Source organism: Acidaminococcus massiliensis (assembly GCF_900095825.1).
Lineage (GTDB): Bacteria > Bacillota > Negativicutes > Acidaminococcales > Acidaminococcaceae > Acidaminococcus > Acidaminococcus massiliensis.
On sequence record NZ_LT608315.1, the window covers coordinates 318,666 to 343,898 of the forward strand.

At 56.2% G+C, this 25,233-nt stretch carries 21 protein-coding genes; 2 read left to right on the plus strand and 19 right to left on the minus strand.

Features of this window, described 5'->3' with window-relative positions; genetic code table 11:
- Positions 1 to 13 precede the first annotated feature (13 nt).
- Positions 14 to 1,168, minus strand: coding sequence for an efflux RND transporter periplasmic adaptor subunit (locus tag BQ2657_RS01705; protein ID WP_075579087.1), 1,155 nt, complete (start codon positions 1,166 to 1,168; stop codon positions 14 to 16).
- A gap of 107 nt (positions 1,169 to 1,275) precedes the next feature.
- A complete protein-coding gene (locus BQ2657_RS01710) occupies positions 1,276 to 2,913 on the minus strand; it encodes an FG-GAP repeat protein (protein WP_075579088.1) in 1,638 nt (545 codons plus the stop codon).
- A 212-nt stretch (positions 2,914 to 3,125) separates the two neighbouring features.
- On the opposite strand from BQ2657_RS01710, the gene BQ2657_RS01715 reads away from it, so the two are divergent.
- Positions 3,126 to 4,541: an FAD-binding oxidoreductase gene (locus BQ2657_RS01715; RefSeq protein ID WP_075579089.1), complete on the plus strand. Its 1,416-nt coding sequence runs from the start codon at positions 3,126 to 3,128 to the stop codon at positions 4,539 to 4,541.
- Between the two features lie 217 nt (positions 4,542 to 4,758).
- Here the strand turns inward: BQ2657_RS01715 and BQ2657_RS01720 are convergent, their stop codons facing one another.
- The 12 genes from BQ2657_RS01720 to BQ2657_RS01775 all read right to left on the minus strand — a co-directional run bounded on the left by BQ2657_RS01720 (position 4,759) and on the right by BQ2657_RS01775 (position 18,609).
- Positions 4,759 to 5,874, minus strand: coding sequence for a 5-methyltetrahydropteroyltriglutamate--homocysteine S-methyltransferase (locus BQ2657_RS01720; RefSeq protein WP_075579090.1), 1,116 nt, complete (start codon positions 5,872 to 5,874; stop codon positions 4,759 to 4,761).
- Positions 5,875 to 6,079: 205 nt separating this feature from the next.
- Complete coding sequence (gene hydE / locus BQ2657_RS01725) at positions 6,080 to 7,189, minus strand: [FeFe] hydrogenase H-cluster radical SAM maturase HydE (protein ID WP_075579091.1); 1,110 nt, start codon at positions 7,187 to 7,189, stop codon at positions 6,080 to 6,082.
- Between the two features lie 13 nt (positions 7,190 to 7,202).
- Positions 7,203 to 8,507, minus strand: a complete 1,305-nt coding sequence (locus BQ2657_RS01730) for an APC family permease (RefSeq protein ID WP_075579092.1) — start codon at positions 8,505 to 8,507, stop codon at positions 7,203 to 7,205.
- Position 8,508: 1 nt separating this feature from the next.
- Positions 8,509 to 9,246: a gamma-glutamyl-gamma-aminobutyrate hydrolase family protein gene (locus BQ2657_RS01735; protein ID WP_075579093.1), complete on the minus strand. Its 738-nt coding sequence runs from the start codon at positions 9,244 to 9,246 to the stop codon at positions 8,509 to 8,511.
- Between the two features lie 33 nt (positions 9,247 to 9,279).
- Positions 9,280 to 11,703 (minus strand): homocysteine S-methyltransferase family protein, encoded by a 2,424-nt coding sequence (locus BQ2657_RS01740; RefSeq protein WP_075579094.1) that lies wholly within the window; start codon positions 11,701 to 11,703, stop codon positions 9,280 to 9,282.
- Positions 11,700 to 12,401 (minus strand): vitamin B12 dependent-methionine synthase activation domain-containing protein, encoded by a 702-nt coding sequence (locus BQ2657_RS01745; RefSeq protein ID WP_075579095.1) that lies wholly within the window; start codon positions 12,399 to 12,401, stop codon positions 11,700 to 11,702. The genes BQ2657_RS01740 and BQ2657_RS01745 overlap by 4 nt, the downstream gene beginning before the upstream one ends.
- Before the next feature lie 13 nt (positions 12,402 to 12,414).
- On the minus strand, positions 12,415 to 13,278 hold the full coding sequence (locus BQ2657_RS01750) for a methylenetetrahydrofolate reductase (RefSeq protein WP_075579096.1): 864 nt from the start codon (positions 13,276 to 13,278) through the stop codon (positions 12,415 to 12,417).
- 94 nt (positions 13,279 to 13,372) lie between these two features.
- Positions 13,373 to 13,687 carry an SMR family transporter gene (locus tag BQ2657_RS01755; RefSeq protein ID WP_075580944.1) on the minus strand — a complete coding sequence of 105 codons (315 nt, stop codon included), beginning with the start codon at positions 13,685 to 13,687 and terminating at the stop codon, positions 13,373 to 13,375.
- Positions 13,688 to 13,883: 196 nt separating this feature from the next.
- Positions 13,884 to 14,435, minus strand: a complete 552-nt coding sequence (locus BQ2657_RS01760) for a phosphoribosyltransferase family protein (protein ID WP_075579097.1) — start codon at positions 14,433 to 14,435, stop codon at positions 13,884 to 13,886.
- A gap of 142 nt (positions 14,436 to 14,577) precedes the next feature.
- Entirely contained in the window at positions 14,578 to 14,886 is a 309-nt protein-coding gene (locus tag BQ2657_RS01765) for a hypothetical protein (protein ID WP_075579098.1), read from the minus strand.
- A gap of 58 nt (positions 14,887 to 14,944) precedes the next feature.
- Complete coding sequence (locus BQ2657_RS01770; RefSeq protein ID WP_075579099.1) at positions 14,945 to 17,050, minus strand: RNA degradosome polyphosphate kinase; 2,106 nt, start codon at positions 17,048 to 17,050, stop codon at positions 14,945 to 14,947.
- Positions 17,050 to 18,609: a Ppx/GppA phosphatase family protein gene (locus tag BQ2657_RS01775; RefSeq protein WP_075579100.1), complete on the minus strand. Its 1,560-nt coding sequence runs from the start codon at positions 18,607 to 18,609 to the stop codon at positions 17,050 to 17,052. The genes BQ2657_RS01770 and BQ2657_RS01775 overlap by 1 nt, the downstream gene beginning before the upstream one ends.
- Positions 18,610 to 18,765: 156 nt before the next feature.
- Here BQ2657_RS01775 and BQ2657_RS01780 point away from each other — a divergent pair, with 156 nt between their 5' ends.
- Positions 18,766 to 20,295, plus strand: coding sequence for a Ppx/GppA phosphatase family protein (locus tag BQ2657_RS01780; RefSeq protein WP_075579101.1), 1,530 nt, complete (start codon positions 18,766 to 18,768; stop codon positions 20,293 to 20,295).
- Between the two features lie 54 nt (positions 20,296 to 20,349).
- Here BQ2657_RS01780 and BQ2657_RS01785 read toward each other — a convergent pair whose 3' ends face one another.
- The 5 genes from BQ2657_RS01785 to BQ2657_RS01805 all read right to left on the minus strand — a co-directional run bounded on the left by BQ2657_RS01785 (position 20,350) and on the right by BQ2657_RS01805 (position 25,219).
- Positions 20,350 to 20,871, minus strand: a complete 522-nt coding sequence (locus tag BQ2657_RS01785) for a transcription repressor NadR (RefSeq protein WP_075579102.1) — start codon at positions 20,869 to 20,871, stop codon at positions 20,350 to 20,352.
- A 396-nt stretch (positions 20,872 to 21,267) separates the two neighbouring features.
- Positions 21,268 to 22,200, minus strand: a complete 933-nt coding sequence (locus tag BQ2657_RS01790) for a LysR family transcriptional regulator (RefSeq protein ID WP_075579103.1) — start codon at positions 22,198 to 22,200, stop codon at positions 21,268 to 21,270.
- A 175-nt stretch (positions 22,201 to 22,375) separates the two neighbouring features.
- Entirely contained in the window at positions 22,376 to 23,308 is a 933-nt protein-coding gene (locus tag BQ2657_RS01795; RefSeq protein ID WP_075579104.1) for a LysR family transcriptional regulator, read from the minus strand.
- 61 nt (positions 23,309 to 23,369) lie between these two features.
- Positions 23,370 to 24,566 carry an ABC transporter permease gene (locus BQ2657_RS01800; protein WP_075579105.1) on the minus strand — a complete coding sequence of 399 codons (1,197 nt, stop codon included), beginning with the start codon at positions 24,564 to 24,566 and terminating at the stop codon, positions 23,370 to 23,372.
- Positions 24,563 to 25,219: an ABC transporter ATP-binding protein gene (locus BQ2657_RS01805; RefSeq protein ID WP_075579106.1), complete on the minus strand. Its 657-nt coding sequence runs from the start codon at positions 25,217 to 25,219 to the stop codon at positions 24,563 to 24,565. Before BQ2657_RS01805 ends, BQ2657_RS01800 begins: the two co-directional genes overlap by 4 nt.
- Between the last annotated feature and the right edge of the window lie 14 nt (positions 25,220 to 25,233).

Genomic DNA, 25,233 nt, shown 5'->3' on the forward strand with positions numbered 1-25,233 from the left:
TTACTGTACCTCCTTAGTTACCGCTGGTAGTTGTTGTATCCGTAGTATCCAGATCGGCTTCCGTCATGGACGTGGCACTGACTTTGGCGCCTTCCTTCAGTTTCTGCACGCCTTCCACCACTACGGTTTCCGTGCCGTCCAGACCGCTCTTCACCAGCCACAGTTTCCCGATCCGGGCTCCCAGCTGGACTTCCTTCATGCTGACGGTGTTGTCATCGTTGATCACATAGACGAAATGTTTGTACATCACGTCGGTGACGGCCCGCTGAGGGATCAGGATGGCATTGGGCACCGTGGAACCGACCACGGAAATGTTGGCGAACATGCCGGGCAGCAGCACCCCATTGGGGTTCTGGAATTCGGCCTTCAAGGTCAGGGTACCCGTGGTATCGCTGACGCCCCGGTCCACCTGGGTCACGGACCCTTTTTCCGGATAGGTGGTGCCGTCGCTGAGCTTCATGGTCACGTTCTGGAGCTTGGTGCCATTGTTGGTGTTCCCCTGCATCATATCCAGATAGTCAGCCTGGGATACGGAGAACCGGACCCGCATGGGATCGCTGCCGGAAATAGAAGTCAGTACGGTAGAATTGGCCGTTACGAAAGAACCTTCCGCCAGAGGATTGGTATCGATCTTCCCGGAGAAAGGCGCTACGATCTGGGTATCGCTCACATCCACCTGGGAAGATGCCAGGATGGCCTGCTGTGCCGCCACGGAAGCCTGGGCCTGGGCCAGCTGGGTGTTGTACTGGTCCGCCGTCTGCTTGCTCACGGCTCCCTGTTCATACAAGGTCTGGTACCGGGAAGCATCCTTCTGTGCGTTGGCCAAAGTCGCTTGGGCGTTGGCCAAGTTGGCCTGGGCATTGAGCACGGAATTCTGGTAGTTCCGAGGATCGATCACATAGAGCAGCTGTCCTGCTTCCACATAATCCCCGCCGTTCACCAGTTTCTGGACAATGGTCCCCGTTACCTTACTCTTGATCTGCACATCGTTGGCCGCTTCCACGAACCCGGTGTAGTCATAGGTAATGGGAGTATCCCGCTTGATGACCTTCATGGACTTTACAGCCACATCTCCCGCCGCCGGTGTGTTCTTGCTGCCGCAGCCGGCAACGCCTACCAGCAGAAGGAGAGCCATCCCGATGGATATCGCTTTTTTCTTTCCTAACATGGACAATCCTCCTAAAATCCTGCCCTTCCGGGCATGTTCTGCAATCATGGAATACTTATAGAAAACCTTGTATATTATATCGTATGCAAATTCCAGATTCAAACTTGTTATTTAGATGTTTTTCCCTTGCTTTCTGCCGTTTTAGCTTCTTTTTTCACGTTTCCTTCATTTGACTGGCTAGTCAAAAATTCTTCCCCGGCACGGTTTTTCTGCAGATAGGGCAGGACTTTTTCCGCTTCCAGGTCGTACTCCTTTTGCTCTCCGTACAAGAGCCCTAGGGCTTCCCCATCGAAATAATATCCCGTGACATCCTCCGGTTTCAGCATCTGTCCATCGGCGGCAGTCTCTTTTCCCACCATCTTCCAGAATTTCCTCCAAGGATGGACCATATCCTTCAAGGGCACTTCCTCCCCGGTAGCCATATTGAAATTGTAGCAGCGGGTGATGGCTTCGCTCTTATCCCGGTCCGTCAGGAGTCCCAGGATCATGAGGCTGGCATATTTCTTGCCGCTGTACTTCACATCGTAATCCAAGTTCAGACGGGTCCCGATGGCAACATCCTTCAGCTGGCTGCGCACAAAGGATTCGATGACCCGGTTCACTTTCCAAGCCAGCCTGCCATCCAGTTTTTGGAAATGGGGATAGGTGACAGCTCCGGTATCCGTGGCCACTTTCAGGGAAACGATCTCGTAGCCGCTCTCCCCGGTGACTTTGCTGGCGTTGGCATAGGTAGGCCGGCTGTACAGTTCCGCCTGGAAGCCCACATTCCGAGGTTCCCAGCCGCCTGCTCGGTATTCCCAGACGGTCCGCACATAACCCAAAGGATCCGCATTGAGCACGCCCAGCACCTTCTGGACGGTGACCACTTCATCCACTCCGTCCCCGTTCACATCCAAGGGACTGAGTTGGCTCAGGTTCTGGATATAGGGACGCAGGCCGGAGGCCTTCAGGCTGCCGTCGCCGTTGTACACATTCAAGTTCCGATAGGCTTCCTTTTCATTAGACAGATCCAGGATCATTTCCTGTTTCAGCCCCGGGAAGGACAGCTTCACCTGGTAGTCCGGCAGATAAGTCCCTGCCATAGAGACTCCCCGGTTCTCTTCCTGGCCGAACACTTCCTGGAGTTTCCCGTCGATCACGTCCAGGATCCGGTAGGAGACCATACCCCCAGATCCGCCGCTGGGGGCCGCAATGATCACATCGGGATAGCCATCCCCCGTCACGTCCGCCAGCGTCAGATAGGCATTGTACCCGCCCAGATCCTTGGGCCGGTAGTAATATTTCACTTTGCCAGGATCTTTGGCACCTACTTCCCGGACAATCAGGTACATATCCCCCATAAAGCTGGATTTCTCCACCACCGGATTCCCCATCAGATCCACCACTTCTTCGCTGCCGTCCCCATCGATATCCCCGATGGCTTCGCTGATCAGCTGTCCGTGCTGGACGGTGAAATCCACTTCCCGGGTCTTCCGGAGGGGATCATTTTTGGGCAGCGGCTGGCTCCCTGTTTTCTTTTCTGCCGTACCCTCAGTCTTTTTCTCTTTGTCGGCAGTCGGTTTGCCAGTTGGCTTCTGCTCTGTTTTTTCCCCGGCAGACACTCCTTCCGCCGCTTTTTCCTCACTTTGGGAAAAGGTCCGCAAATCCACCACAGGTGCAGTGCCCGCCATTGCCAGGGAAGGCAGGCAAAGGCTTCCGGCCAGGACCAAGCTGAGGAGCATCTGTTTCCGTGTACATTGTTCCATATTCCACCCACTCTTATCCTTTCCAACAGACTTTATGGGTCCATTATACTATAGGTTTGTCTTTTTCGCCTCCCCTTCCCCGGAAAGATTCTCTAGGAACTCTTTGATTAATTATCTTAGATTACGAAATATTGAGAAAGTTCTTTACTTGTTTTAAGAAATTTATTATACTAAGCCTACGTTTTTGTTATAAAAAAGGGGGAGCTTTACCAATGATCGAATATCAGCCCATTACACCGGATGTGCTGGAGGCACTCCGTGAAATTTCCGGAAAACGGCTTGCTACGGGAGAAGACATCAACCCAGATTACGCCCACGATGCTATGCCCATCTACGGCATCGGCATGCCGGAAGCCACCATCGATGTGGAAAGTACGGAAGAGATTTCCGCCATCATGAAACTGTGCAATGAGCGTCACATCCCAGTCACCGTACGGGGTGCCGGCACTGGCCTGGCCGGAGGAGCCACGCCGGTCCAGCAGGGGCTGGTACTGTGCACTTCCCGGATGAACCAGATCCTGGGTTACGATGAAAAGAATATGAACGTGCGGGTACAGCCCGGGGTCCTGCTGGATACCCTGTCCAAAGATGCACTGGAACACGGGATGTTCTATCCTCCCGATCCGGGTGAAAAATTCGCTACCCTGGGCGGAAACGTCTCCACCAATGCCGGCGGCATGCGGGCAGTGAAATACGGAACCACCCGGGATTATGTCCAGGCCATGACCGTGGTGCTGCCCACCGGAGAAGTCGTCCATCTGGGGGCCCCCGTCTCCAAGACCACCTCCGGCTACAGCTTGCTGCATCTGATGATCGGTTCCGAAGGGACCCTGGGGATCATCACCGAACTGACCCTGAAGCTGATTGCCCCGCCCAAATGCCATGTGACTCTGATCGTTCCGTTTGCAGAACTGGCGGACGGGATCGGCGCCGTGCCGGCCATCAAACATTCCGGCCTGGATCCCCAGACCTTGGAATTCTTCGAAAAAGAGATCCTGGAATCTTCCGAAGCCTATATGGGCAAGAGCGTCTTCCCGAAAGTAGTGGAAGGCCAGGAAGTGGGGGCCTATCTGCTGGTAACGTTGGATTCCAACGATCGGGACCAGTTGGATAAACTGGTAGAAGAAGCTGCCGAGATGCTCCTGGAAGCCGGTGCCCTGGATGTGCTGGTAGCCGATACTCCCATGTTCCTGGAAAAGACCTGGGCGGCCCGTTCCTCCTTCCTGGAAGGCATCGAAGAACAGTTTGCTCTGCTGGATGAATGCGACGTGGTGGTCCCCGTTTCCCGGATCCCTGATTTCGTCCTGTACATCAAGGAAATCCAGGGAGACTTCCCCTTCGAAGTGAAGATGTTCGGCCATGCTGGCGACGGTAACCTGCACATCTACACCTGTGCCAATGACATGGACCTGGTGGAATTCAAAAAGTCCGTGGAACAGTTCATGCACCTCCTGTACGCCAAATGCACCGAACTGGGAGGACAGATTTCCGGGGAACACGGCATCGGCTTCGGCAAAGTCCAGTTCCTGGCAGAAAACCTGGGCGAAGCGCCCATCCGCTTGATGCAGGGCATCAAGGAAGTATTCGATCCCAATCTGATCCTGAATCCCAATAAGGTATGCTTCTAAAAAAGGGGGGCTGTGAAGAAATGAGATCTCATTTCTTCACAGCCCCTTTGGTCGCGGGTCACGGGCTTTGAGTCGCGGGCTTGTTGGTACAGACCGAAATCGGCTTTCGCCGCTTTCAGCTGATTTCGTCTTATTCATCATATAAAAAAGAAAGAACGGTTTAAACGTCCAGGCTCGCGGCCCGCGACTGGGGTGTGAATTTTTTCACACCCCATTTTTATTTTCCCCATACCTCTTGGGCGATGGATCTCACCAAGGCCAATTTGGCCCATTGTTCTGCTTCGGTCAGCTTATTGCCGATTTCGCAGGAGGCGAAACCGCACTGGGGGCTGAGGCAGAGATTTTCCAACGGTACATACTTTGCTGCTTCGTGGATCCGGGCGATGACCTGTGCCCGGTCTTCCAATTCCGGACGCTTGGTGGTGATGAGCCCCAGCACCACCTTTTTCCCGGGGGCCACTTCCTTCAAAGGTTCGAAGTTCCCGGACCGTTCATCATCGAATTCCAGGTAGAAGGCATCCACCTTTTCCTTTCCGAACAACAGGGGCGCAATGGGACCGTAGCCGCCCCGAGCTGCCCAGGTAGAATGGTAGTTGCCCCGGCATACATGAGTGTTGATCACCAGATCAGCAGGACGGTTTTCCAGGGCTAGGTTGTTCAGCCGCAGGTATTCCTCCGCTACCTGTTTCAGGGAAACGGCTCCCTTCTGCCGTTTGTTCCAGTATTCCGTGTCGCAGAACATGCCCCAGGTGCAGTCATCCAGCTGGATGTTCCGGCAGCCGGCCTCGTATAGATCCCTGAATACCTGCCGGTAGGCGGCGGCAATGTCCTGGAGCAGTTCTTCCCGTTCCGGGTACACTGCATCTGTGATTTTCCCGTTGTCCCCCCGGTACAGTTCTGCCAGCAGCTGAGCCGGGGCTGGGAGGGTCTGCCGGGCCAAGGTGTTTTCATCCTCGAACCCTTTCACATATTTGAAATGTTCTACAAAGGGATGGTCCTTCCCGCTGATTTTCCCGGTAACGATGGCAGTGCCCCGGGCGGTCTCTTCCCCATGGAACTGATACCCTTGTTCCAGTTCGATGTGGGTGATGCCCTGGAACCCCCAGAAAAAGTCCAAGTGCCAGTAGCTTCTCCGGAATTCCCCGTCGGTGATGGTATGGAGCCCGGCGGCCTTCTGCTTTTCAATGAGTTTGGCGATTTCTTCGTCCTCCACCTGCTTCAGATCCAGGGCAGCGATCTCCCCCCGGGCAAACCGGGCCCGGGCCTCTTTCAAACGGTCCGGCCGCAGGAAACTCCCTACAATATCAAAACGGAATGGTGCACGTAAAGTCATGATGAAAACCCCTCTCTGTATTCCGAGCATTTTGCTCTGTTTTGTTTCTTCATGGGTCTTATTGTACCGGACGGAGAGGCGTTTGTATAATGGTTAAAAAGTTGGAGTTGGTATAGATAAAAAGAATAGCAGGGTGCTGCATCTGCAGCACCCTGCTATTGTCAACGGTCAGCGGCTGTTCACTATTGACGGCGCAGGAGAATTTCTATTTCCCTGCGCCCTCATGCTCCCGGAAATAATGGGGTGAATCTCCCCATTTCCCGAATCCTACTGTATCTCCCACCGAGGCCACCCGGGCGGAGAGGCAGTTCCGGCACTGATCGGGGCTATCCTCCACACAGGGTTTGTTGTCGTAGAGCAGATAATCGGACCGGAATTGAGGCAGGGTCACAATGGGCATCAGGATGTTGGCCCCGGCTTTGAGCCCCAGTTCCCGTCCCAGGGGATTCAAGGCTTGAAGGGCAGTGGTGGCGGCAATGTTCACATCCTTCAGGAACAGCCGGGTCACGGCAATCATGTTCAGCCCCAGGATGAACCGATGCTGCTGAGCTTCCGGGGTATTGCCCCCAGCGGCCACCACCTGTTTTCCCAAAGGGGTGTTGTGATGGACCACATAAGGGCCCATGCCGATCATGTCAATGTCCATGTCCCGGTAGAACAGGATATCGTCGGCCAAATTTTCCAGTGTCTGGCCCGGCAGGCCGATCATCACTCCGGTGCCTACCTGGTATCCCAGTTTCCTGAGGATTTTCAGGCAGTGCTTCCGCACAGCCCATTCATGATGCCCATCCTGTGGATGAAGAGTGGCATAAAGTGCCGGACTGCTGGTTTCGATCCGCAGGAGATACCGATGGGCCCCGGCTTCCAGCCAGCGGCGGTACGTTCCTTCCGTCTGTTCTCCCAAGCACAGGGTAAGTCCCAGCTTTCCGTCGCTGAGCTTCTTGATGTCCCGGATCAGCCCCTCCACATAAGCAATGAATTCTTCATCCTGCCGTTCTCCCGACTGGAGGGTCAAAGATCCGTACTGGTTGTCCAGGGCCCACTTCGCCATGGCCAGGATGTCTTCCCGGGAAGTATCGAACCGTTCCACTTCCTCATTGTCCCGGCGGATACCGCAGTAGAGGCAGTCTTTGATGCACCGGTTGGAAAATTCCAGGAGGCCTCGGTAATAGGCCACCCGGCCCACGGAAGCGCTTTTCACCTCATAGGCGGCGTCATACAATGCCTTCCGATCTTCCGGATCGGTGAGCCCCAGCAGGGTGACCAGGTCTGCCCGGTCTAGGTTTTCTTTATGCAGCAGTGTTTGGAGATCCATACAAATCCTTTCTTTATTCTTCTTTCTCTTTGATCAGGCCCTGCTTCTTCTTGTTGGCGTAGACGAAATAATAGGGCAGGATCACCAGGCAGCCTCCCAGCCCCCAGATCAGCTGCATGGTCTTGGCGTTGGACAGCATCCACAGGCTGGTGATAAGGGCGATCACCGGAATGGTGATGCCCCCGGGGATCTTGTAGGTCCGGGGCCGGTCCGCCCACTTCTTCCGGAACACGATCACGGCCAGACAGGTAGGCAGGTACTGGGTGAACCGGGATACGGCGCTGATGGCCGCCAGGGTGGTGAAACTGCCGCTCCAAGCCAGGGCAATGCTCAATACGGCGATGACGATACTGGCCACATAGGGGGTCCCCCAGGGCGTCCGTTTGGCCAAGATTTCCGGCAGCATCCCGTCTTCCGAAAGGGAAGTACAGGCCCGAGGTGCAATGAAGGATTCCGCCATGTTGATGCCCCCCATGGAAAACAGGGTACCCACCAAGATGATGTAGGACCCCACCGGCCCCAGGATCCGCCCGAAGGCGGTCTGGATGGGAGCCTTGTCCGCAGCCAAGTCCGGTCCCAGGATGCCGATGGAAATGGCTACCACCAGCATATAGATCACCGTTACCAGGACCATGGTCAGGATGATCCCCCGGGGCAGGTTCCTTTTGGGATCTTTGAAGTCTTCCGCCCCCACGGCAATGGCTTCAAAGCCCGTGAAAGCAAAGAACATGGTGATGGCCGCATTGGCAAAGGCTCCCTTTTCCAGATGAGCCGGCACAAGAGGGATAAAATTGCTGCCGTTGAGGAAAAAGATCCCTAAGGCGATGAACAGCACCAAGGGCACCAGCTTGGATACGGTGAGGATATTGTTCAAGTATTTGGTGGTTTTCACCCCTGCGATGTTCAGGGCGCTGAGTCCTCCGATGAGAAGGGCAGAGATCACATCTTTGGCCCCATCCCCGGCAAGGGCCGGGAAGGCAGCTCCTAAGGCCGTGGCGAATCCTACGGCCATGGCCGCCCAGGCGATGATGGTCACCACCAGTTTCAATACCCCGATCTCATAGCCCCAGAAATCCCCGAAAGCTGCTTTGGCATACAGGTAGGGGCCTCCGTTCCGGGAAAAGAAACCGGCGGCTTCTGCAAAACACAGGGCCAGAGCCCCGGCCAAGCAGGCATCGAAGAGCAGGATGCCCAGAGAAGCAGTCCCCATCAGGGCATAAGCCCGGTTGGGCAGAAGGAAGATTCCCGTTCCGATGATGCTGTTGATGCCCAGGAGGATGATGCTGAACAAACCGAATTTTTCTTTTTTCTCCGTCATGTTATGCATTTTCTCCTTTGGCGGCTGCAATGAAATCAGCAAAAAGGGCTTTGGCTTGTTCATTGTTGATGGACATCATCTCTGGATGGAACTGATAAGCCATGAGATAATTTTCTCCTGTCCCTTCCAGGATCTCCACCGTGCCGTCCTTGGCCCGTCCGGTCACGGCAAGGCCTTTCCCTACCTGGTGCACCGTCTGATGATGGTGAGTATTGGTGACCCATTCCGTCCGGGCCAAGATACGCGCTGCCCGGCTTCCAGCCAGGATTTCCACCGTATGGGTGGGGGTGGCCGGGTCTTGGTTCTGGGAATGCTTCACAAAGGAATTTTTGTCCAGGGACAGGTCCTGGTACAGGGTTCCCCCATGCCCCACGTTGATGATCTGGCAGCCCCGGCAGATGCCCATCACAGGGATTCCCCTCTTTTCCGCTTCCCTAAGGAGCAGCAGGTCGAACTTGTCCCGGGCCGGCCACACCGGACCGATCTGCCGGCAGGGTTCCTCTCCGTACAAAAGGGGATACACATCGTGGCCGCCGCTGAGCACCAGCCCGTCCACCCGGCTCATGATTTCCCGGGCGGCTTCCTCATCTTCCGTAAAGGGCACCAGGATGGCCACCCCGCCGGCTTCGTTCACCGAACGGATGTAGTCATCATTCACATAGGAGCGGTGGTACCCGGCAAAAACGCCGTGGTTATCCACCATGTGGCTTCCGGAAACGCCAATCAAAGGTCTTGTCATGCTGCATCTCTTCTTTCTGTAGTTGTTTTGTTTTTACTGTTGTTTATGGAACAGCTGGTTGGCATAGCTGACGCTGGCCACTGCATTGGCCCCGTAGAAATCCGCACCGATGGTCCGGGCATATTCCTCGGTCATCACGGCTCCCCCCACCATCACCCGGCACTCCGGCAAGGTCCGGCGGATCTGGCGGATGGTCTCTTCCATGGCTCCCACGGTGGTGGTCATAAGGGCGCTGAGCCCCACCAGTTTGGCATTATGGTCCTGGGCGGCTTTCACCACTTCTTCCGGAGGCACATCCTTCCCCAGGTCGATGACCTGGTAGCCGTAGTTTTCCAGGAGCACCTTCACGATGTTCTTGCCGATGTCGTGGATATCCCCCTTCACCGTGCAGACCACAATGGGTTCTCCTTTTTCCGTGCTGGCTCCGGTGGCAATGGACTGTTTCAGGATCTCGAAGCCGGCTTTGGCCGCATCAGCGCTGACCAGCAGCTGGGGCAGGAACAGCTTCTTCTTTTCGAACAGGTCCCCTACGATGTTGAGACCCGGGATCATGGATTCATTGATGATGTCCAGGGCGGGTTTGCCTTCCGCCAGCTGTTTCCGGACCCCGTTTTCCACCTGGCTGGTGAGCCCTTTCACAATGGCTTCTTCCAGAGGATATTCCTTCTGGGCCCCCTGGGCCGCCGGTTTGCCGCTGCCCTGGGATTTGGCCACCGCCACCATCTGGGGCGCATCTGCAAAGTACTCCACGTACTTCTTGCAGCCTTCATCCTTGCCGCTGAGGGCCCCATAGGCAATGTAGGCACCCATCATGGCTCCGCTGTTGGGGTTGATGATCCCGGCGGACAGCCCCGCTTCCATGGCCAGGGCGAAGAAGGCGCTGTTCACCGCATCCCGGCTGGGGAGCCCGAAGGAAATGTTGGACACCCCCATGACGGTCTTGATGTGCCGGGCCTTCAGCTGCCAGATCACTTCCAGGTCGATCTGGGCGTTCTGGCCCCCGGTGCTGATGGTCATGGCCAGCGGATCCATCACCATGTCTTTGGCGGGGATCCCGTATTTTCCGGCTTCGGCGATGATCTTATCCGCCACTTCCAGCCGGCCTTCCGGATTTTCCGCAATGCCCCCTTCATCCAGGCACAGGCCCACCAGGGCCGCCCCGTACTTTTTGGCCAAGGGCAGCACTTCCTTCATGTTTTCTGCCTTCCCGTTGACGGAATTCAGCAGGGGCCGGCCGTTGTAGATCCGCAGCCCCCGTTCCATGGCCTCGATGTTGGAGGTATCGATCTGAAGGGGCACGGAGGTAATGGACTGGAGGGTAAGGATCACCTTTTCGATCAGGGCCGGTTCATCCACCCCTGGCACCCCCACGTTCACGTCCAGCACCTGAGCTCCCTTGTCCAGCTGTTCCAAGGCCAGCTGGCACACATAGTCCATGTTCTGGGCCTTCAGTGCCTCTTTCAGTCGAGGTTTCCCGGTGGGATTGATCCGTTCCCCGATGATCACCGGCATCCCTTCGAAATCCACCGCCGTGCCGTAGCCTGCAATAGCACAGGGAGCTCCGGACCGGGGTGCTGGGAGAGGGATATCCCGGCAGGCTGTGATGAGCCGGGCAATATGGTCCGGTGTGGTGCCGCAGCAGCCTCCCAGCACAGAAACCCCCGCTTCCGCAAAGGGCACCATCAGGGGCGCATAGCCGGCAGCATCGATGTGGAACACGGTCTTCCCGTCCTTCTGGACCGGCAGCCCTGCATTGGGGTTGGCCACCAGAGGGATGTCCACCGCCTTTAGGGCCCGGGGCACCAGCTTCACCAGGGTGTCAGGGCCCTGGCCGCAGTTGAAGCCCACTGCCGCAGCCCCCAGGGCTTCCGCCATCACAAGAGCGGTGGTCACATCCGCCCCATTCAGCAGCTTCCCGTCCTCATCGAAAGTAAAAGTGCACACAATGGGCAGATCCGAATTTTCCTTGGCCGCCAGGATGGCCGCCTTGGCTTCGTAACTGTCGCTCATGGTCTCGATGAGGATCAGGTCCGCCCCGGCAGCAGCCCCCGCCTTCACCTGGGCGGCATACAGGGAGACCGCTTCCGCAAAGGGCAGGTCCCCGAAGGGCTGGAGCAGTTTCCCGGTAGGGCCCAGGTCCAGGGCCACGAACCCTTCCCGTCCTTCTGCCCCAAAGGCGGCCCGTGCATTTTCCACCCCGGTCCGGACCAGGTCTTCCACTTCCGGCTGGCCGTGGGCAGCCCCGAATTTCAGGCCGTTGGCCCCGAAGGTGTTGGTTTTCAGGATGTCCACCCCGGCCCGTACATAAGCCTGATGGATGGCCCGGACCTTCTCCGGATGGAGCAGGTTCCAGGTTTCCGGCAGTTCTCCCGGCTTCAGGCCGGCTTCCTGGAGCATGGTGCCCATGGCTCCGTCAAAAAACAGCCGTTTGGTATGCAGTGCTTCTGTAAAATTCATAGTTCCTCCTGACGAAAAGGACAGTCCACATTGCCGCAGGCGGCACATTTGCTTTTCTTCCCGCAGCGGCTCTCTGCCGCTGCAGCAGGCATTTTTCCGCTCCGGTCGATGCCGATCACAGCGGTGACGCTTTTGGTGGGGGCCATGATGCCTCCGGCGGTAAGGGTAAGGCCGATGGTCTTGGGACAGTTCAGGAGACGGAAGATCTTCTGCTGTTCCGTCAGGTCCCAATCCCCATACCCGGGAGAAAACCGGCTCCGGTACTGCCAGGTATCCGGCAGATCCTGCTTCCACAGGACCTCCTGCTGATCCAGGTAGCTTTCAATCAAAGACGCAGCCACAGCCTGGGCCGCCGCCCCTTCGGCGATGCTCCGGATGCTGATCCGGCGCAGGGCCGTATCCACCCGGGCCCCTAGGGTAGCTCCGAACAGCAGCAGGGTATCACAGCCCTCCAGGTGCCGGGCCAAACCGGAACTGACGAATTCCGTCCCCTCTTCCAGGATCACCCGGCCCTTTTCCCGTTCCGAGCCCTGGACCACCCGGCAGCTCCACTGCTGGATCACATTCCGGGGCTGGACTTCGTTCCGCAACTGGAGAAAAGCCCGGTCCACCGTCACTTTCGCCTGTTCATCCCCCGGCCGGGCTCCGAAATACCGGAGGGCTTCTTTTTCATCGAACTGGATCCGCAGGTTTCCCATATTGGTCCTCCTTTCAGCAGCGGATGATTTCCGACAGGCTGCTGCGGATGCCTCCGATGATGTCCGGCTTGTTCATGGTGTAAATGTGGATGTTGGTGAAGCCGTTGGCGATCAGGTCCACGATCTGGCCGATGGCATAGGCCATCCCTGCCTGTTTCAGAGCCGCCGGATGGTCCGCGAACCGTTCCGCCATGGCCCGGAGAGGGGCCGGCACCGGAGTGCCGCTGAGAGTGAAAATCTTTTCGATCTGTTTCAGGTTAGTCACCGGCATGATCCCGGCCACCACCGGCACATGGATACCCTTGGCCAGCATCCGGTACATGAAGTTGTAGAACATGGCATTGTCAAAGAACATCTGGGTCACCAGGAAATCGCACCCAGCCTCCACTTTCATCTTGGTATGCTCCAGATCTTCATCCAGCCCGGCAGCTTCCGGATGGCCTTCCGGGTAGGTAGCACCTCCCACACAGAAATCCCCGTAGCTCTTGATCTTCTTTACCAGGTCGCTGGCATGGGCATAATCTCCCAGAGGATGTTCCTGCCCCTGGGGCAGATCTCCCCGGAGGGCCAGCACGTTCTGGACGTGGGCAGCCTTCAGCTGGTCCAGTACCTGTTCGATTTTCTCTTCATCAGCTCCCACACAGGTGAGATGGGCCAGGGCCGGCACCCCGCACCGTTCGATCTCGGAAACCAGAGCCACACTCTTACCCACGGCCGTTCCCCCGGCTCCGTAGGTGACGCTCATATAATCCACGCCTTGGATGGCGATGGTCCGGACGATTTCCTGGGCATGTTCCAGCTCACTGCCTTTCTTGGGCGGGAACAATTCACAGGATACGCAAACCTTTGGACTCTTCAACAGGTCTATGATTTTCAAAAAAAGTACCCCCTCACGTTGAAACAAAAGTATATCGTTTCATTTTAACGCAGGGAGTACCCAAAAAGCAAAGTTTTTTTCCGTTTTCAGCCCCTCAGGCGGTCAGTTTGATCCCGATGATCCCGATGACCAGCAGCCCGACGAAAACCCAGGTCACTGGACGGATAGGATCATGGAACAGGAATACCCCGATCAGTACGGAACCCACGGCTCCGATGCCGGTCCAGATGGGGTAGGCCAGGGACAGGGGCAGCTTCTTGGTGGCCAGGACCAGAGCCCCAAAGCTGATGACCAGCCCCGCAAGGGTAGCCAAGGTATAGCCCAGGCGGGTAAAGCCTTCACTGAGCTTCATGCAGGCTGACCAGATGCATTCAAAAGCCCCTGCCACAAAGAGATAACACCAAGCCATTTTCATACGTATTCCTCCTCCAATGAAACAAAAAAACGCCAGTCCCTGTATCTTCTATGGCCTAACGATACAGGTTCTGACGTTCCACTTCTACCCGGCGGCAGAAACAATATAGGATTGACGTGTATATCCTACAAAATGACCGCTTTTTTGCTAAAGGGTCCATGATCCTTTCGCAACTTCCCAGTGGCTTTTTTCATTCCGCCTTGAACAGCGGCAGATCGGCCAATACGGTGATGTCCTTCCGGCCGATGGAATCGCCTTCTGCCAGGATGGCCATTTTTCCGTTCACCGTGCCTCCGGCTTCCGCCACCAGTTCTTCCAAGGCTTTCATAGAGCCTCCGGTGCTGATCACATCGTCCACCAAGGTCACCTTATGGCCCCGGACCCGTTGGATATCTTCATCCTGGAGGCAGAGCATCTGTTTGCCCTGGGTGGTGATGGATTCATCTTCCACAATCAGAGGATGTTCCATATAAGCCTTGACGGATTTCCGTGCCACGATGTACCGTTCCATCCCCAGGATCCGGGCCATGGCATGGACCAGGGGGATCCCCTTGGTTTCCGCCGCCATCAGGATATCCGTCCCCTCCGGCACCCTTTTGGCCAGCTCTGCAGCCGTTTTTTCCACGATTTCCGTATCCCCCAGGATCACGAATCCAGCAATGGCCAAGGTATCTGAAATATTGATCACCGGCAGAGACCGTCTGACCCCTGCCACTTCCAGTTCATAAAACCGTTTTGCCACTTGGCACCCTCCCCATTCTCTTTGGTTTTCCATTTATCCACAGGCAGGACCCCCGTATTTTCCCGGTTTTCCCCTGTCTGGCAGGAATTATCCACAATATCCACAGTACAGATGTTCATAAGTGGATAACTCTGTGCATAACTTACAGATCATTGGTCATGCGGGGCGGCATGCTCCATTCCACCAGGACACCGGTGTTGACCCACAGCCGGGTCAGAGCCTGCTGACAGTCCTGCCAGCTTTTCCCAGGATCCACTGTCACTTCTCCGAAATGGTACGTGCACTGATCCGTAGGGACCTGCAGCTGCCGGGGCCCAGTGAGGAACTCCCGCACTTTCCGGGCCGCCTCTTCGGCATCCGGGATGAATACTGTCATTTCATGGGTTTCTTCGTTGTAGTCCAGATACCCGTAATGTCCTTGATAATTCAGGGTTACGCTTTGTATTGCCATTGCTCCTACCGCACCTCTCTTTATGATATGCCATTATATCACAAAATAGGGGGTGCCGTCATTCTTTGCGGACCATGGGTTTCAGCCGCTGTTCCAGGGGCATGCTTTTCTTGGGTGCATGGGCTTTGGCCTGGCTCATGAGGGCCGCCTGGACACTGATCCGTTTCCGGCCGTGGGGATAAGCACGGCGCCAGGTACCGTTGGCCAGCATCACATGGGCCCCCACATTGTCCTTCAGGCACAGATCCAAGAATTCCTTCACCCGTTCGATGTGGGCCTTCCGTTCCACCGGGAACAGCAGTTCCACCCGGTCGTTCAGGTTCCGGGGCATCATATCTGCACTGGACAGGTAGAGCTCTTCATTCCCGTTGTTGGCAAAATAATACACCCGGCTGTGCTCCAAGAACCGGCCGATGATGGACCGGACCGTGATATTCTCACTGACCCCTTTGATCCCCGGCCGCAGGCCGCAGATCCCCCGGACGATCAAGTCGATCTTCACCCCTGCCTGGGAGGCTTCGTAGAACTTCCGGATCACCGGCTGGTCGATCAAGGAATTCATCTTGGCAGCGATATATCCGGTACCCCCTGCCTTCACATGGGCGATTTCCCGGTCCACCAGCTCATAGATCTTTTCCCGGAGCCCGATGGGGGCCATCACCAGTTTGTTGAACACGGGAGGTTCCGAATAGCCGCTGAGCACGTTGAAGAAGGCAGAAGCATCCTGTCCGTACTGGTCATTGGCGGTCAGGAGCCCCAGATCCGTATAGAGCTTGGCGGTCTTATCGTTGTAATTCCCGGTGCCCAAGTGTACATACCGTTTGATCCCATCCGCTTCCTTCCGGACGATAAGGATGATCTTGGAGTGGGTCTTCAGGCCCATGAGACCGTAGATCACGTGGCAGCCGGCTTTTTCCAACCGCCGGGCCCAGACGATATTGTTCTCTTCGTCAAACCGGGCCTTCAGTTCTACCAGGGCTGTGACCTGCTTGCCGTTTTCCGCCGCCCGGGCCAGAGCCGCCACCAAGGGAGAATTCCCGCTGACCCGGTACAAGGTCTGTTTGATGGCCAGCACCTGGGGATCTTCCGCTGCTTCCGCCACCAGTTTCACAATGGGGTCGAAGCTTTCGTAGGGGTGGTGGAGAAGGATGTCATGTTCCCGGATCTTCCCGAACAGGACCTCATAATCCGGCAGTTCTTCCGGCTGCTGGCCGGTGTAAGGCGTGAACTTCCATTGTTCCATGCCGGGCTGGTCGATGAACTTATTCAGGAAGGTCAGATCCAAAGGTCCCTGGATCTCATATACATCCCGGGGTTCCAGGTCCAGGTTCTCCACCAGGAAATCCTTCAGATATTTGTCGTCCGTGGCATTGATTTCCAGGCGGACCGCCGCGCCCCGCTTCCGTTTCCGCAGGGACCGTTCGATTTCCTTCATCAGGTCCTGGGTGGCATCTTCCTCCACTTCCAGGTCGCTGTCCCGAGTAATCCGGAAGGGAACCATATCCACGATGGTAAGCCCTTTGAACAGATCCTGGCAGTGTTCCATGATCAGGTCTTCCAGGAACACATAGGCCCGTGCTCCATCCTTTCCCACCAGGGAAATGAACCGGGGCAGCACTGAGGGGACCTGGACGAAAGCGATTTTCTGTTCCCCTTTCTTATCCCGGAGTTCCACAGCGATGTTCAGAGATTTATTGGCCAGGAAGGGGAAAGGTCGAGCCGCATCCACCGCCATGGGAGTCAGTACCGGGAAGACCATTTCCTGATAGTAGTTTTCCAGTTCCCGCCGCTGATCCGGGGTGACATCCTTCACCCGGGAGAAGGAGATGGCGTATTTTTCCAGCTCGTTGACCAGGGCAAAGAAATACCGGTATTTCAGTTTCATCTGGTTGTGGGCAGAAAGGGAAATATCCCGGAGCTGATCTCCCACGCTCAATCCTGCCGCATCCACCCGTTCCACTCCGGCGGCTTCCTGTTCGATGAGCCCTGCCACCCGGACCATGAAAAACTCATCCAGGTTGGAAGCGGAAATGGCCACGAACCGCAGCCGTTCCAACAGGGGCAGGTTCCGCACCCCCGCTTCCCGCAGCACCCGCAGGTTGAACTTCAGCCAGCTCAATTCCCGGTTTACGTAATACTCAGGTTTATTCAGATCGATTTTCATCATTTCTCCTCTGCTTTCTCCAGTACTGGCTGCAGGCCGAATACTTCTTCAAAGAAACTGCCCCGCTTGCCGAAAGTCCATTCTTCCAGGGAAAGGTTTTCCCGGCTCTTTGCCAGGACCCGCAGCTCGTTGCCCCGGATCACCACTTTGCAGCCGCGGATCTTCTGCCGCCCGCTGATATCCAAGGAATCCGCCAGCCGAAGGATGGCCGCCAGCTTGGCCACCCGCGGAGGGATGCTGCTCCCGAAATCTTTGGGTTCATTCCCATTCAGTTCCGGCCGATCCAGGGTGTACAGATAGGAAATCTGAGCAATGGTATGGCACTGTTCCACACTGAAGCCCAAAAGATCTGCACTGTCGATCAGGTAATAATTGTACCTGTCGTAAGTCCGCATGGAAGCGTACTTCCCGATGTTGTGCAGATAGGCCGCCGCCCGCAGCAGGATCTTATCTTCTTGGTCCAATCCCTGAGAAGGTGCCAGGGCATCAAAGAGGGTGCAGCACATTTTTTCCACCCAAGCCGCATGGGGCGCATCATAGTGGAAACGGGTCCCGATGCTCCGGACCAGGCTCATCTGGATGTCCAACATCTCTTCTAAGAACTTCCGATCCAGCTGCCGGGCGATGTAGAGGATCTTCATCCCATCCACGAACCGATCCACTGGCATAAGGATCTTCTGGGCCCGGGACATCTCCATGAGCAGCTGGCAGAGAGTGATGGCCGGCAGGGCCACTTCCGTCTCTTCCGGGCTCAGGCCGAACAGCTTCTCCAGCTGGCTTTCTTTCAGCCGGTGGACTTTTCCATAGAAATCAGTCACTTCCTCCGCTGTAAAGGAGATGTTTTCCTTCCGGGTCCGTTTCTTTCCGAAAAGATCCAGGAGTACCTGGCTTTCCGTCCCTGTGAGCACCAGCATGCTGATGGTCTCATCCTCCAGTTCTTCCGCCACCACCCCGATCCGGTCCTGGAGGTATTCCTTCAGGGCTTGTTCGAAATGGATGCTGGACCGTTCGTTCCGGGTGAACTGTTCCTTCAGCCGGACCAGCCCTACATGGAGATTCTGCTGGAATTTCACTTCCCGGTTCTTCACATAAGTAAGTCCCAATCCCCCGGACGAGATATCCGCCAGAAGGACCCCTTCCCGGGGCATGGGCAGTTCCGGCCGGATTTCCATTGTCCGCAACAGGGAAGCCATCTTGGTGTAGATTTCCCGGGACATATTGACCACTTCGATCTGGAAGCCGGTCTTCACCAGCACCTGATCCAGGAAATACTGCTGGTTTTCCGCTTCCCGGACGGCAGTGGTAGCCTGGAGGATATAGGATTTCACTCCGTATTCCCGCATCACCTGGCGATACCCTTTGAGGATCTCCACGATCTGCAGCATGGTCCCGAAAGAGATCTTCCGGGTCTGGAAAGTCTCTTCTCCCAACCGGACCTTGCTGCGCAGTTCCGTAATGATCCGGATGTCATCCAGACCGGTATATTCCATGAGCTGCATGGTGATGTTTTCTGAACCCAGATGGATCACCGCTGCAGAACGCAATTTTTTCTTTGTCATAAGTACCTCCTTGCCTTGGGTATAACCCGGTTTGTCCTACCCCCTGCGGTCCAATCGTGTTATACTATTTTTAGTTTAACACTTCTATTATAAGAAAAAAACAGTGTAAACGGGGTATAGATTTTTTGTATTACACTGCCTGGATCGGGGGATCATATGAAACGCATTGCTATCATCGACGTGGGGTCTAACTCTGCCCGTCTTGTCATCATGGAAATCCATGCTTCCAACGCCTGCAATCTGGTCTATAACCAAAAGGACCCGCTGCGTCTGGCCCTCAAGACCGACAAAAAAGGCTACCTGACGGAAGAAGCCTTTGCCGCTACCACCAACTGCCTGAAGAATTTCGCTTCCATGTGCCGGATCTTCCAGGTGGACGAGACCATCGCCGTGGCCACCGCCGCCATCCGGAACGCCCCCAACGGGGCCAAATTGGCCAAAGCCGCCTCCCAGGCTTCCGGCATCAACTTGGAAATCATCTCCGGGAAAACCGAGGCCTACCTCAGCTATCTGGGGGTCATCAACACCATCGATGTGAAAGATGCGGTGATCTTCGACTTGGGAGGTGCTTCCACGGAAGTGATCCTGGTGAAAGACCGGAAATTGGTGGACAGCGTCAGCCTGCCCATCGGCTGCGTGAACCTGACCAAAAATTTCAAGCTGAACAATGCCGTGGACCCAGTAGCCCTCAACAAGATGCGCCGGGCCATCAACGACCAGATGCAGAAAGCCCCCTGGATCGCCGGCTGCGGCCTGCCCCTGGTGGGAGTAGGCGGGACGGCTCGTTCCGTAGGGAAAATCGAACAGAAACGGGCCAAATATTTTACCTCCAAGCTCCACAACTACCAGTTCGGACTCCAGGACTTCAAAGAATGGTACAAGACCCTGCCGGGCACTACTCTGGCCACCCGGCGCCGGATCCCCGGCCTTTCCAACGATCGAGCGGACGTGATCATCGCCGGTTCCTCCATCATCAAAGCCCTGGCGGATCGGAGCAAGGCACGGAAAATGATCATTTCTGGCTGCGGGCTCCGGGAAGGACTGTTCTCTCAGTACCTCCACGAACATACGGACCGGCCCCTGATCACCCCCAACATCCTGGAAACAGCCCGGGAAAACATGATCCACCTTTATTCTCCTGACGAAGAACACTGCCGGCTGGTGGCCCGGTACGCCATCCAGCTGTTCCGGGGCTGGCAGTCCCTCCACAAACTGGATCCGGTCCGCTGGGAACCCCTCCTGGAAACAGCCGCCCTGCTCCATGACATCGGCATTACCATCAACTATTACAACCACACCCGGCACAGCGGCTATCTGATCGAAAACGGGAAACTCTTCGGCCTGAACCACCTGGATGTAGTATACACCGCCATCCTGGCCGCCTGGCACCATGGGGTGAATCGGGGCTACCTGCGGAACCGGGCCTACCGGAAACTGATCCCAGAAATCGACCTGAAACGGCTGAGCAACGCCGCCCTGCTCCTGGCCCTGGCAGAATGTCTGGATTACACCCAAACCGGAGCCATCGAGACCATCGAACCTGCCATCCTGAACGGCGGTGCCGTCCTGACCCTCACCGCCGCCCGGACTCCGGCGGTGGAACTCCAGCAGCTCCAGTCCATGACCAAGTGGTTCCGGAAGAACCTGGGCTGCAGTTTGACCGTAGTGGTGAAGGAAGAAAAATAAAAAAAAGAGGGGCTGTGAAGAAATGGATTCCTCATTTCTTCACAGCCCATTTTTCTACGCCAGGATTCCCAGCTCCTGCAGCCCTTCCTGGACTGCATTCATCTCTTCATCCACCCGGGTTTCCACTTTCAGGGTGTGGGCTCCATGGGTCAGCGTAACAATCAGAGGGGCATCGCTGGCCCGGAGTTTGTCCACGTACTGCCGGACATCCCGGCGGCTGTAGATGTTCATATCGATATGGATGATGCCATAAACCTCATGAGACAGGGTCAGGCCCCGGATGATCCCGCCGTTGTCCACCACCGCATTGAGCTCGGCTTCCAGTTCATCTTCGTCCATGGTCCTGCTGCAGCAGTGGAGGCTCCGGTTGCAGCCCCGCTCTTCCGCCGGTCCCTGGAGCTGGTAGCCCCGTGCCGTGGAAAGGATCGGTTTGCCGCTGCTGCGCAGGATCGCTACATCTCCTACGATGATCTGCCGAGTCACATCCAGTGCTTTGGAAAGTTCGATCCCCGTAATGGGCCTGTCCGCATTTTCCAAGATCTCATACAGTTTTTCCCGTCTCATTTGATTGTTCATGGTCGTCCCTTTCTCTATTTTCCCTGCCAAAAATCCCTGGCTGTCCTGGAACAAGCTGATGGACTGGATCAGCGCTTCTTTTCAATAATGACTATTTCTTAAATTACTACTCTCTATTATAGAAAAACATTTGTCATTTTTCCAGACTTATTAATACAAATTACGAAATATTTTACAAATTATTATATATTTATGTAAATATCTGTGTCCGACTTTGGACTTTTCAGTTGTTCATATCATTTCTCATCCTGCATGGCAGGAGAGTCTGTACCTGAAATGACAAAAAAGCCCCCTTTCCTGCCAGCCTTCTGTTTTCAAGAATAGCATACCAGCAAAAGGGACTTTTCCAAAATATATTTTTATTAAGAGCAGTATTTAAAAACTAAATATACGAAATTACAGCCGGCCGGACATGATTTCCGCTCCCCGTTTCTGCAGGAGCTCCACCATGCCTTCCATGTATTGGGGCACACGTTCCCGGGCATGATAGGCCGCCATCACCCGGCGCCGGTGCCCTGGGATATCCAACTGGTAAAGATTCACCGCTTTGGAATACCGGAAAGTCCGGGTATAGGCTTCCCGCACCATACAGATCCCCACCCCTTCCGCCACCAGCTGGAGAATCAGCTCGATGCTGCGGATGACGATCAGCTGACGGGGGCGGATTCCCTGTTCCTGAAAGATCCTGTCCTGGAGTGCCCGGGTACTCTGGTCCGGGGTGGTAGCCAGGAATACCTGTCCACTGAGAGCTTCCGGCTGGAGGACGCCATAGGGCTGCCCCTGGGAAAACACAGCCCGGCTGTTCAAAGGGTGGCCCTGGGGCACCGCTACCAGGAATTCCTCCTGGAACAGCTCCCGGGCCTCCATGGTCCGGTCTAGATTCTCTTCGTTGACCACCACCAGATCCAGTTCATGTTTCTGGAGCAGCTCTTTGAGAACAGTCATATTCCCTTGGCGCAGGACCAGTTCCCCCTTAGGCCATCTTTCATGGAAATCTTTCAGGACACGGGGCAGGAACCAGGCGCCCCGGAGCATAGAGATCCCCATCCGGAGCCGCCCGGCCTCATCGCTGAGCAGCATGCTCATCTCACTGTCGAACCGGCTGGAAATGGCCAGGATCCCCCGGGCATAATGGACATACCGTTCTCCCGCTTTGGTCAGTATGAAGCGCTTGCCCTGCCGGCAGAACAAAGGCATGCCCAGGTGCTTTTCCAAATTGCTGATGTAGATGCTCAGGGCCGGCTGGGAAATATACAGCCGGTCGGCCGCCCGGGTCAGGTTGCCGCATTCAGCCAACGTACAGACATACCGCTGTTCTTTTAGATCCATCGTCCTCCCTCATCCGTTCCACGGCTTTCCTTTTATTCCGTTCATAGACATTATTGCTTTTCTTTATAATGCTGCAAGTCATATTATACAGTAAAACGGAAAATATAGCAAAAAATATTAAAAAGTTAACACTTATATATAGCCATGTATAGAATGAGTGAGACAATGTTCTTTTTTATCTATTTTCCGACGGTGCCTGCGCCTCCAGCCCGGCAATGTACCGTTCCAGCGCATCCACATAGGCTTTGCCCAGTCGGCTCAGGTGGGTCTGTTTGTGGGTCAAAAGGCCGATGTGCATCTCCCCTTCTTTCCGGAGGGGGACAGCAATGATGCTGGCCCCATTCAGTTTCTGGTCGATGACCCCGCTGCAGACCGTATACCCATCAAGGCCAATGAGCAGGTTGAACAGCGTGGCCCGGTCCGTGACCCGGATATTCTTGCTGCGGACCACCGTGCTGAAGATTTCCTCGGAAAAATAGAAGGCGTTGTGGTCCCCCTGGATATAGGAAAGATAGGGATAAGGCGCCAGCTCTTCCATAGAAACACTTTTCCGCCCGGCCAGGGGATGGGAAGAATTGAGGAACACATGGGGCCGGGCCACGAACAGCTCCCGGAATACCAGGTCATTGGCCTTGAAGATCTTCTGGAGGACGGCCTTGTTGAAATCGTTGTAGTAGAGGATCCCGATTTCACTGCGCATATGGGCCACATCGTCGATGATGGTGTAAGTCTGGGTCTCCTGGAGACTGAAATCGTAGGATTCCCCCCCGTATTCCTTGATCAGATCCACAAAGGCATTCACCGCAAAGGAATAGTGCTGGGTGGAAACGGTGAACTCCTGCTTGCCTCCCGCCTGTTTCTTATACCGGGATTCCAGGAGGTCTGCCTGTTCCAACACTTGCCGAGCATACCCCAGGAAAATTTCTCCTTCCTTGGACAGGTGGACCCCCTTGTTGGTCCTCTCAAAAATCTGGATGCCCATCTCCCGTTCCAGTTCCCGGACCATCTTGGTCAGGCTGGGCTGGGTGATGAACAGGGCTTTGGCCGCCCCGCTGAAAGTCCCTGCCTCTGCAATGGCCACAATATAGCGCAATTGTTGTAAAGTCATGGTTTTTCCTGCTTTCTTCAAAATTCTTCCACGGTATTCTTCTCAATTATAGCATAGCCCCCTACAGATACGGAGCGATGTCCTTTTTCCGGAGCAGCCAGAGAGGGACGACTCCCCCCAGGGTACCGGCTCCCAAAAGGAGCAGGGGAGCCAAGAAACCCTGCCAGAGCGGGGCCCGGCTCATCTGGACCGCAGCCTGCTGCCCAATGCCCGCTGCCGCCAGCAGGCTGCCGCCCCACCCCAGGAGCCAGCCCAGGGTGCTGCCCAAAAGGAGCAGCAGGAACTGTTCCAGGAGCAGCAGGGCCTGCGTCCTGCGGCGGCTGGCCCCCAGAGCCCGGAGGAGGGCCCATTCTTCCATCCGGGAAGTGCCGTCCCAGTACAGGGCCAGCAGGGTCACCAGGACAGCGGCTCCCAAAAGGCCCAATGAAATCATCATCCAGAACTGCCGGCTCTGGCCCACCATCCCATAAAGGGCAATCAGGCTCTGGGCTGGGAACAAGAGCTGGGAAGGCCCTCCCTTTTTCCGCTGCCAGGCGGCCAGGAGCTGCATGGCTTCCCCGTATCCTTTGGGCCGGACCAGGACGGCGGTCACGTCTCCTTTCTCATCTCCGTGTCCCACCGTACCATGGCCTCCATGGGCCTCCCAGATATCTTCCAAGGGCACCAGGATGGCTTTGTCATAGGGTCCCTGGACCGGAGCCAAGATTCCCACCACCCGATAGGGATGATTATGGGCTTTCCCTTTGGCAATGAATCCGTGGCTGGATTGGAACACATCCCCCACCTTCAAGCCTGTAAGCTTGGCCGTCTCCGCCCCCAGCACCGCCTCCCCCGGGCCGGCAAAGCTCCGCCCTTGGACAGGCACCAGCCAGGGATGGGGTTCTCCCGGCACCTCATAGGAAAAGATTTCTTTTTCCGTGCCGCAGAGCCGGAATCCCCGGTAGCTGTCCCCGAAGGCCAGAGGCAGTACCTGGGATGCCTTGCCGCTCTGGCGCAGGGTCTCTACTTCACCGTAGGGGATATTCCCGATGGGACGGTCCCGGAGGAACACGGTATTCAACACCAGCTGATAGGGAGACCCTTTGGCCCCAGCTAGGATGGGAAAGGGAGCTGCGGCCCGGTTCAGGCCCTGATAAAGCCCTCCTGCCAGCTGGATCACAAAGACTGGAAGAGCGCAGGCCACAGCGGTAAGCAGGAGCAGCAGACCATAGCGGAGCGGCCGCCTCCACAAAGACAGGAACGCCAGTCGCAGCATCATGCTTCCTCCTTCCGCAGTTCCAATTTCCGAGCAAACCGTTCCTGGACCGCCGGATCGTGGCTGGCGCAGAGCAGCATGCAGCCGCTCCGTGCCTGGTAAGCCAGGAGCAGGTCCAGGATCCTCCGGCTGTTTCGGACATCCAGGCTGGCGGTCGGTTCATCTGCCAAGAGCAGGCGGGGTTCACGGACGATGGCCCGGATAAAAGCCACTCGCTGCCGTTCTCCTCCGCTGAGCTGCCGGGGGAACCGGTCCCCGCAGTCCGGCAGGTCTACTTCTGCCAAGAGATCCCGGATCCTCCGGGCAGACGCTTCTTTCCCTGCCAGCCGGGCACTGAGCCGGATATTTTCTGCCACAGTCAGAAAGGGCAGCAGTTTGGGTTCCTGGAACACATAGCCCAGATTCGCCCCCCGCCACTGGGCCCGTTCCGGCTCCGTCAAGCCGGTGAGTTCCACCCCGTCGATGGCGATACGTCCCCGGGTGGGAGAAAGGAGCCCGGCCAGACAGTGGAACAGGGTGGTCTTGCCGCTGCCGGAAGGACCTTCCACCCCCCAAGCTTCCCCGTCCTGCAGCCGGAAAGACGGCAGGGTCAGTCCCCGTACGGTCCTTCCCTCTCCTTCCGGATATTCACAGATGAGATCTTCCACTACCAGCATTTTTTGTCCTCCTG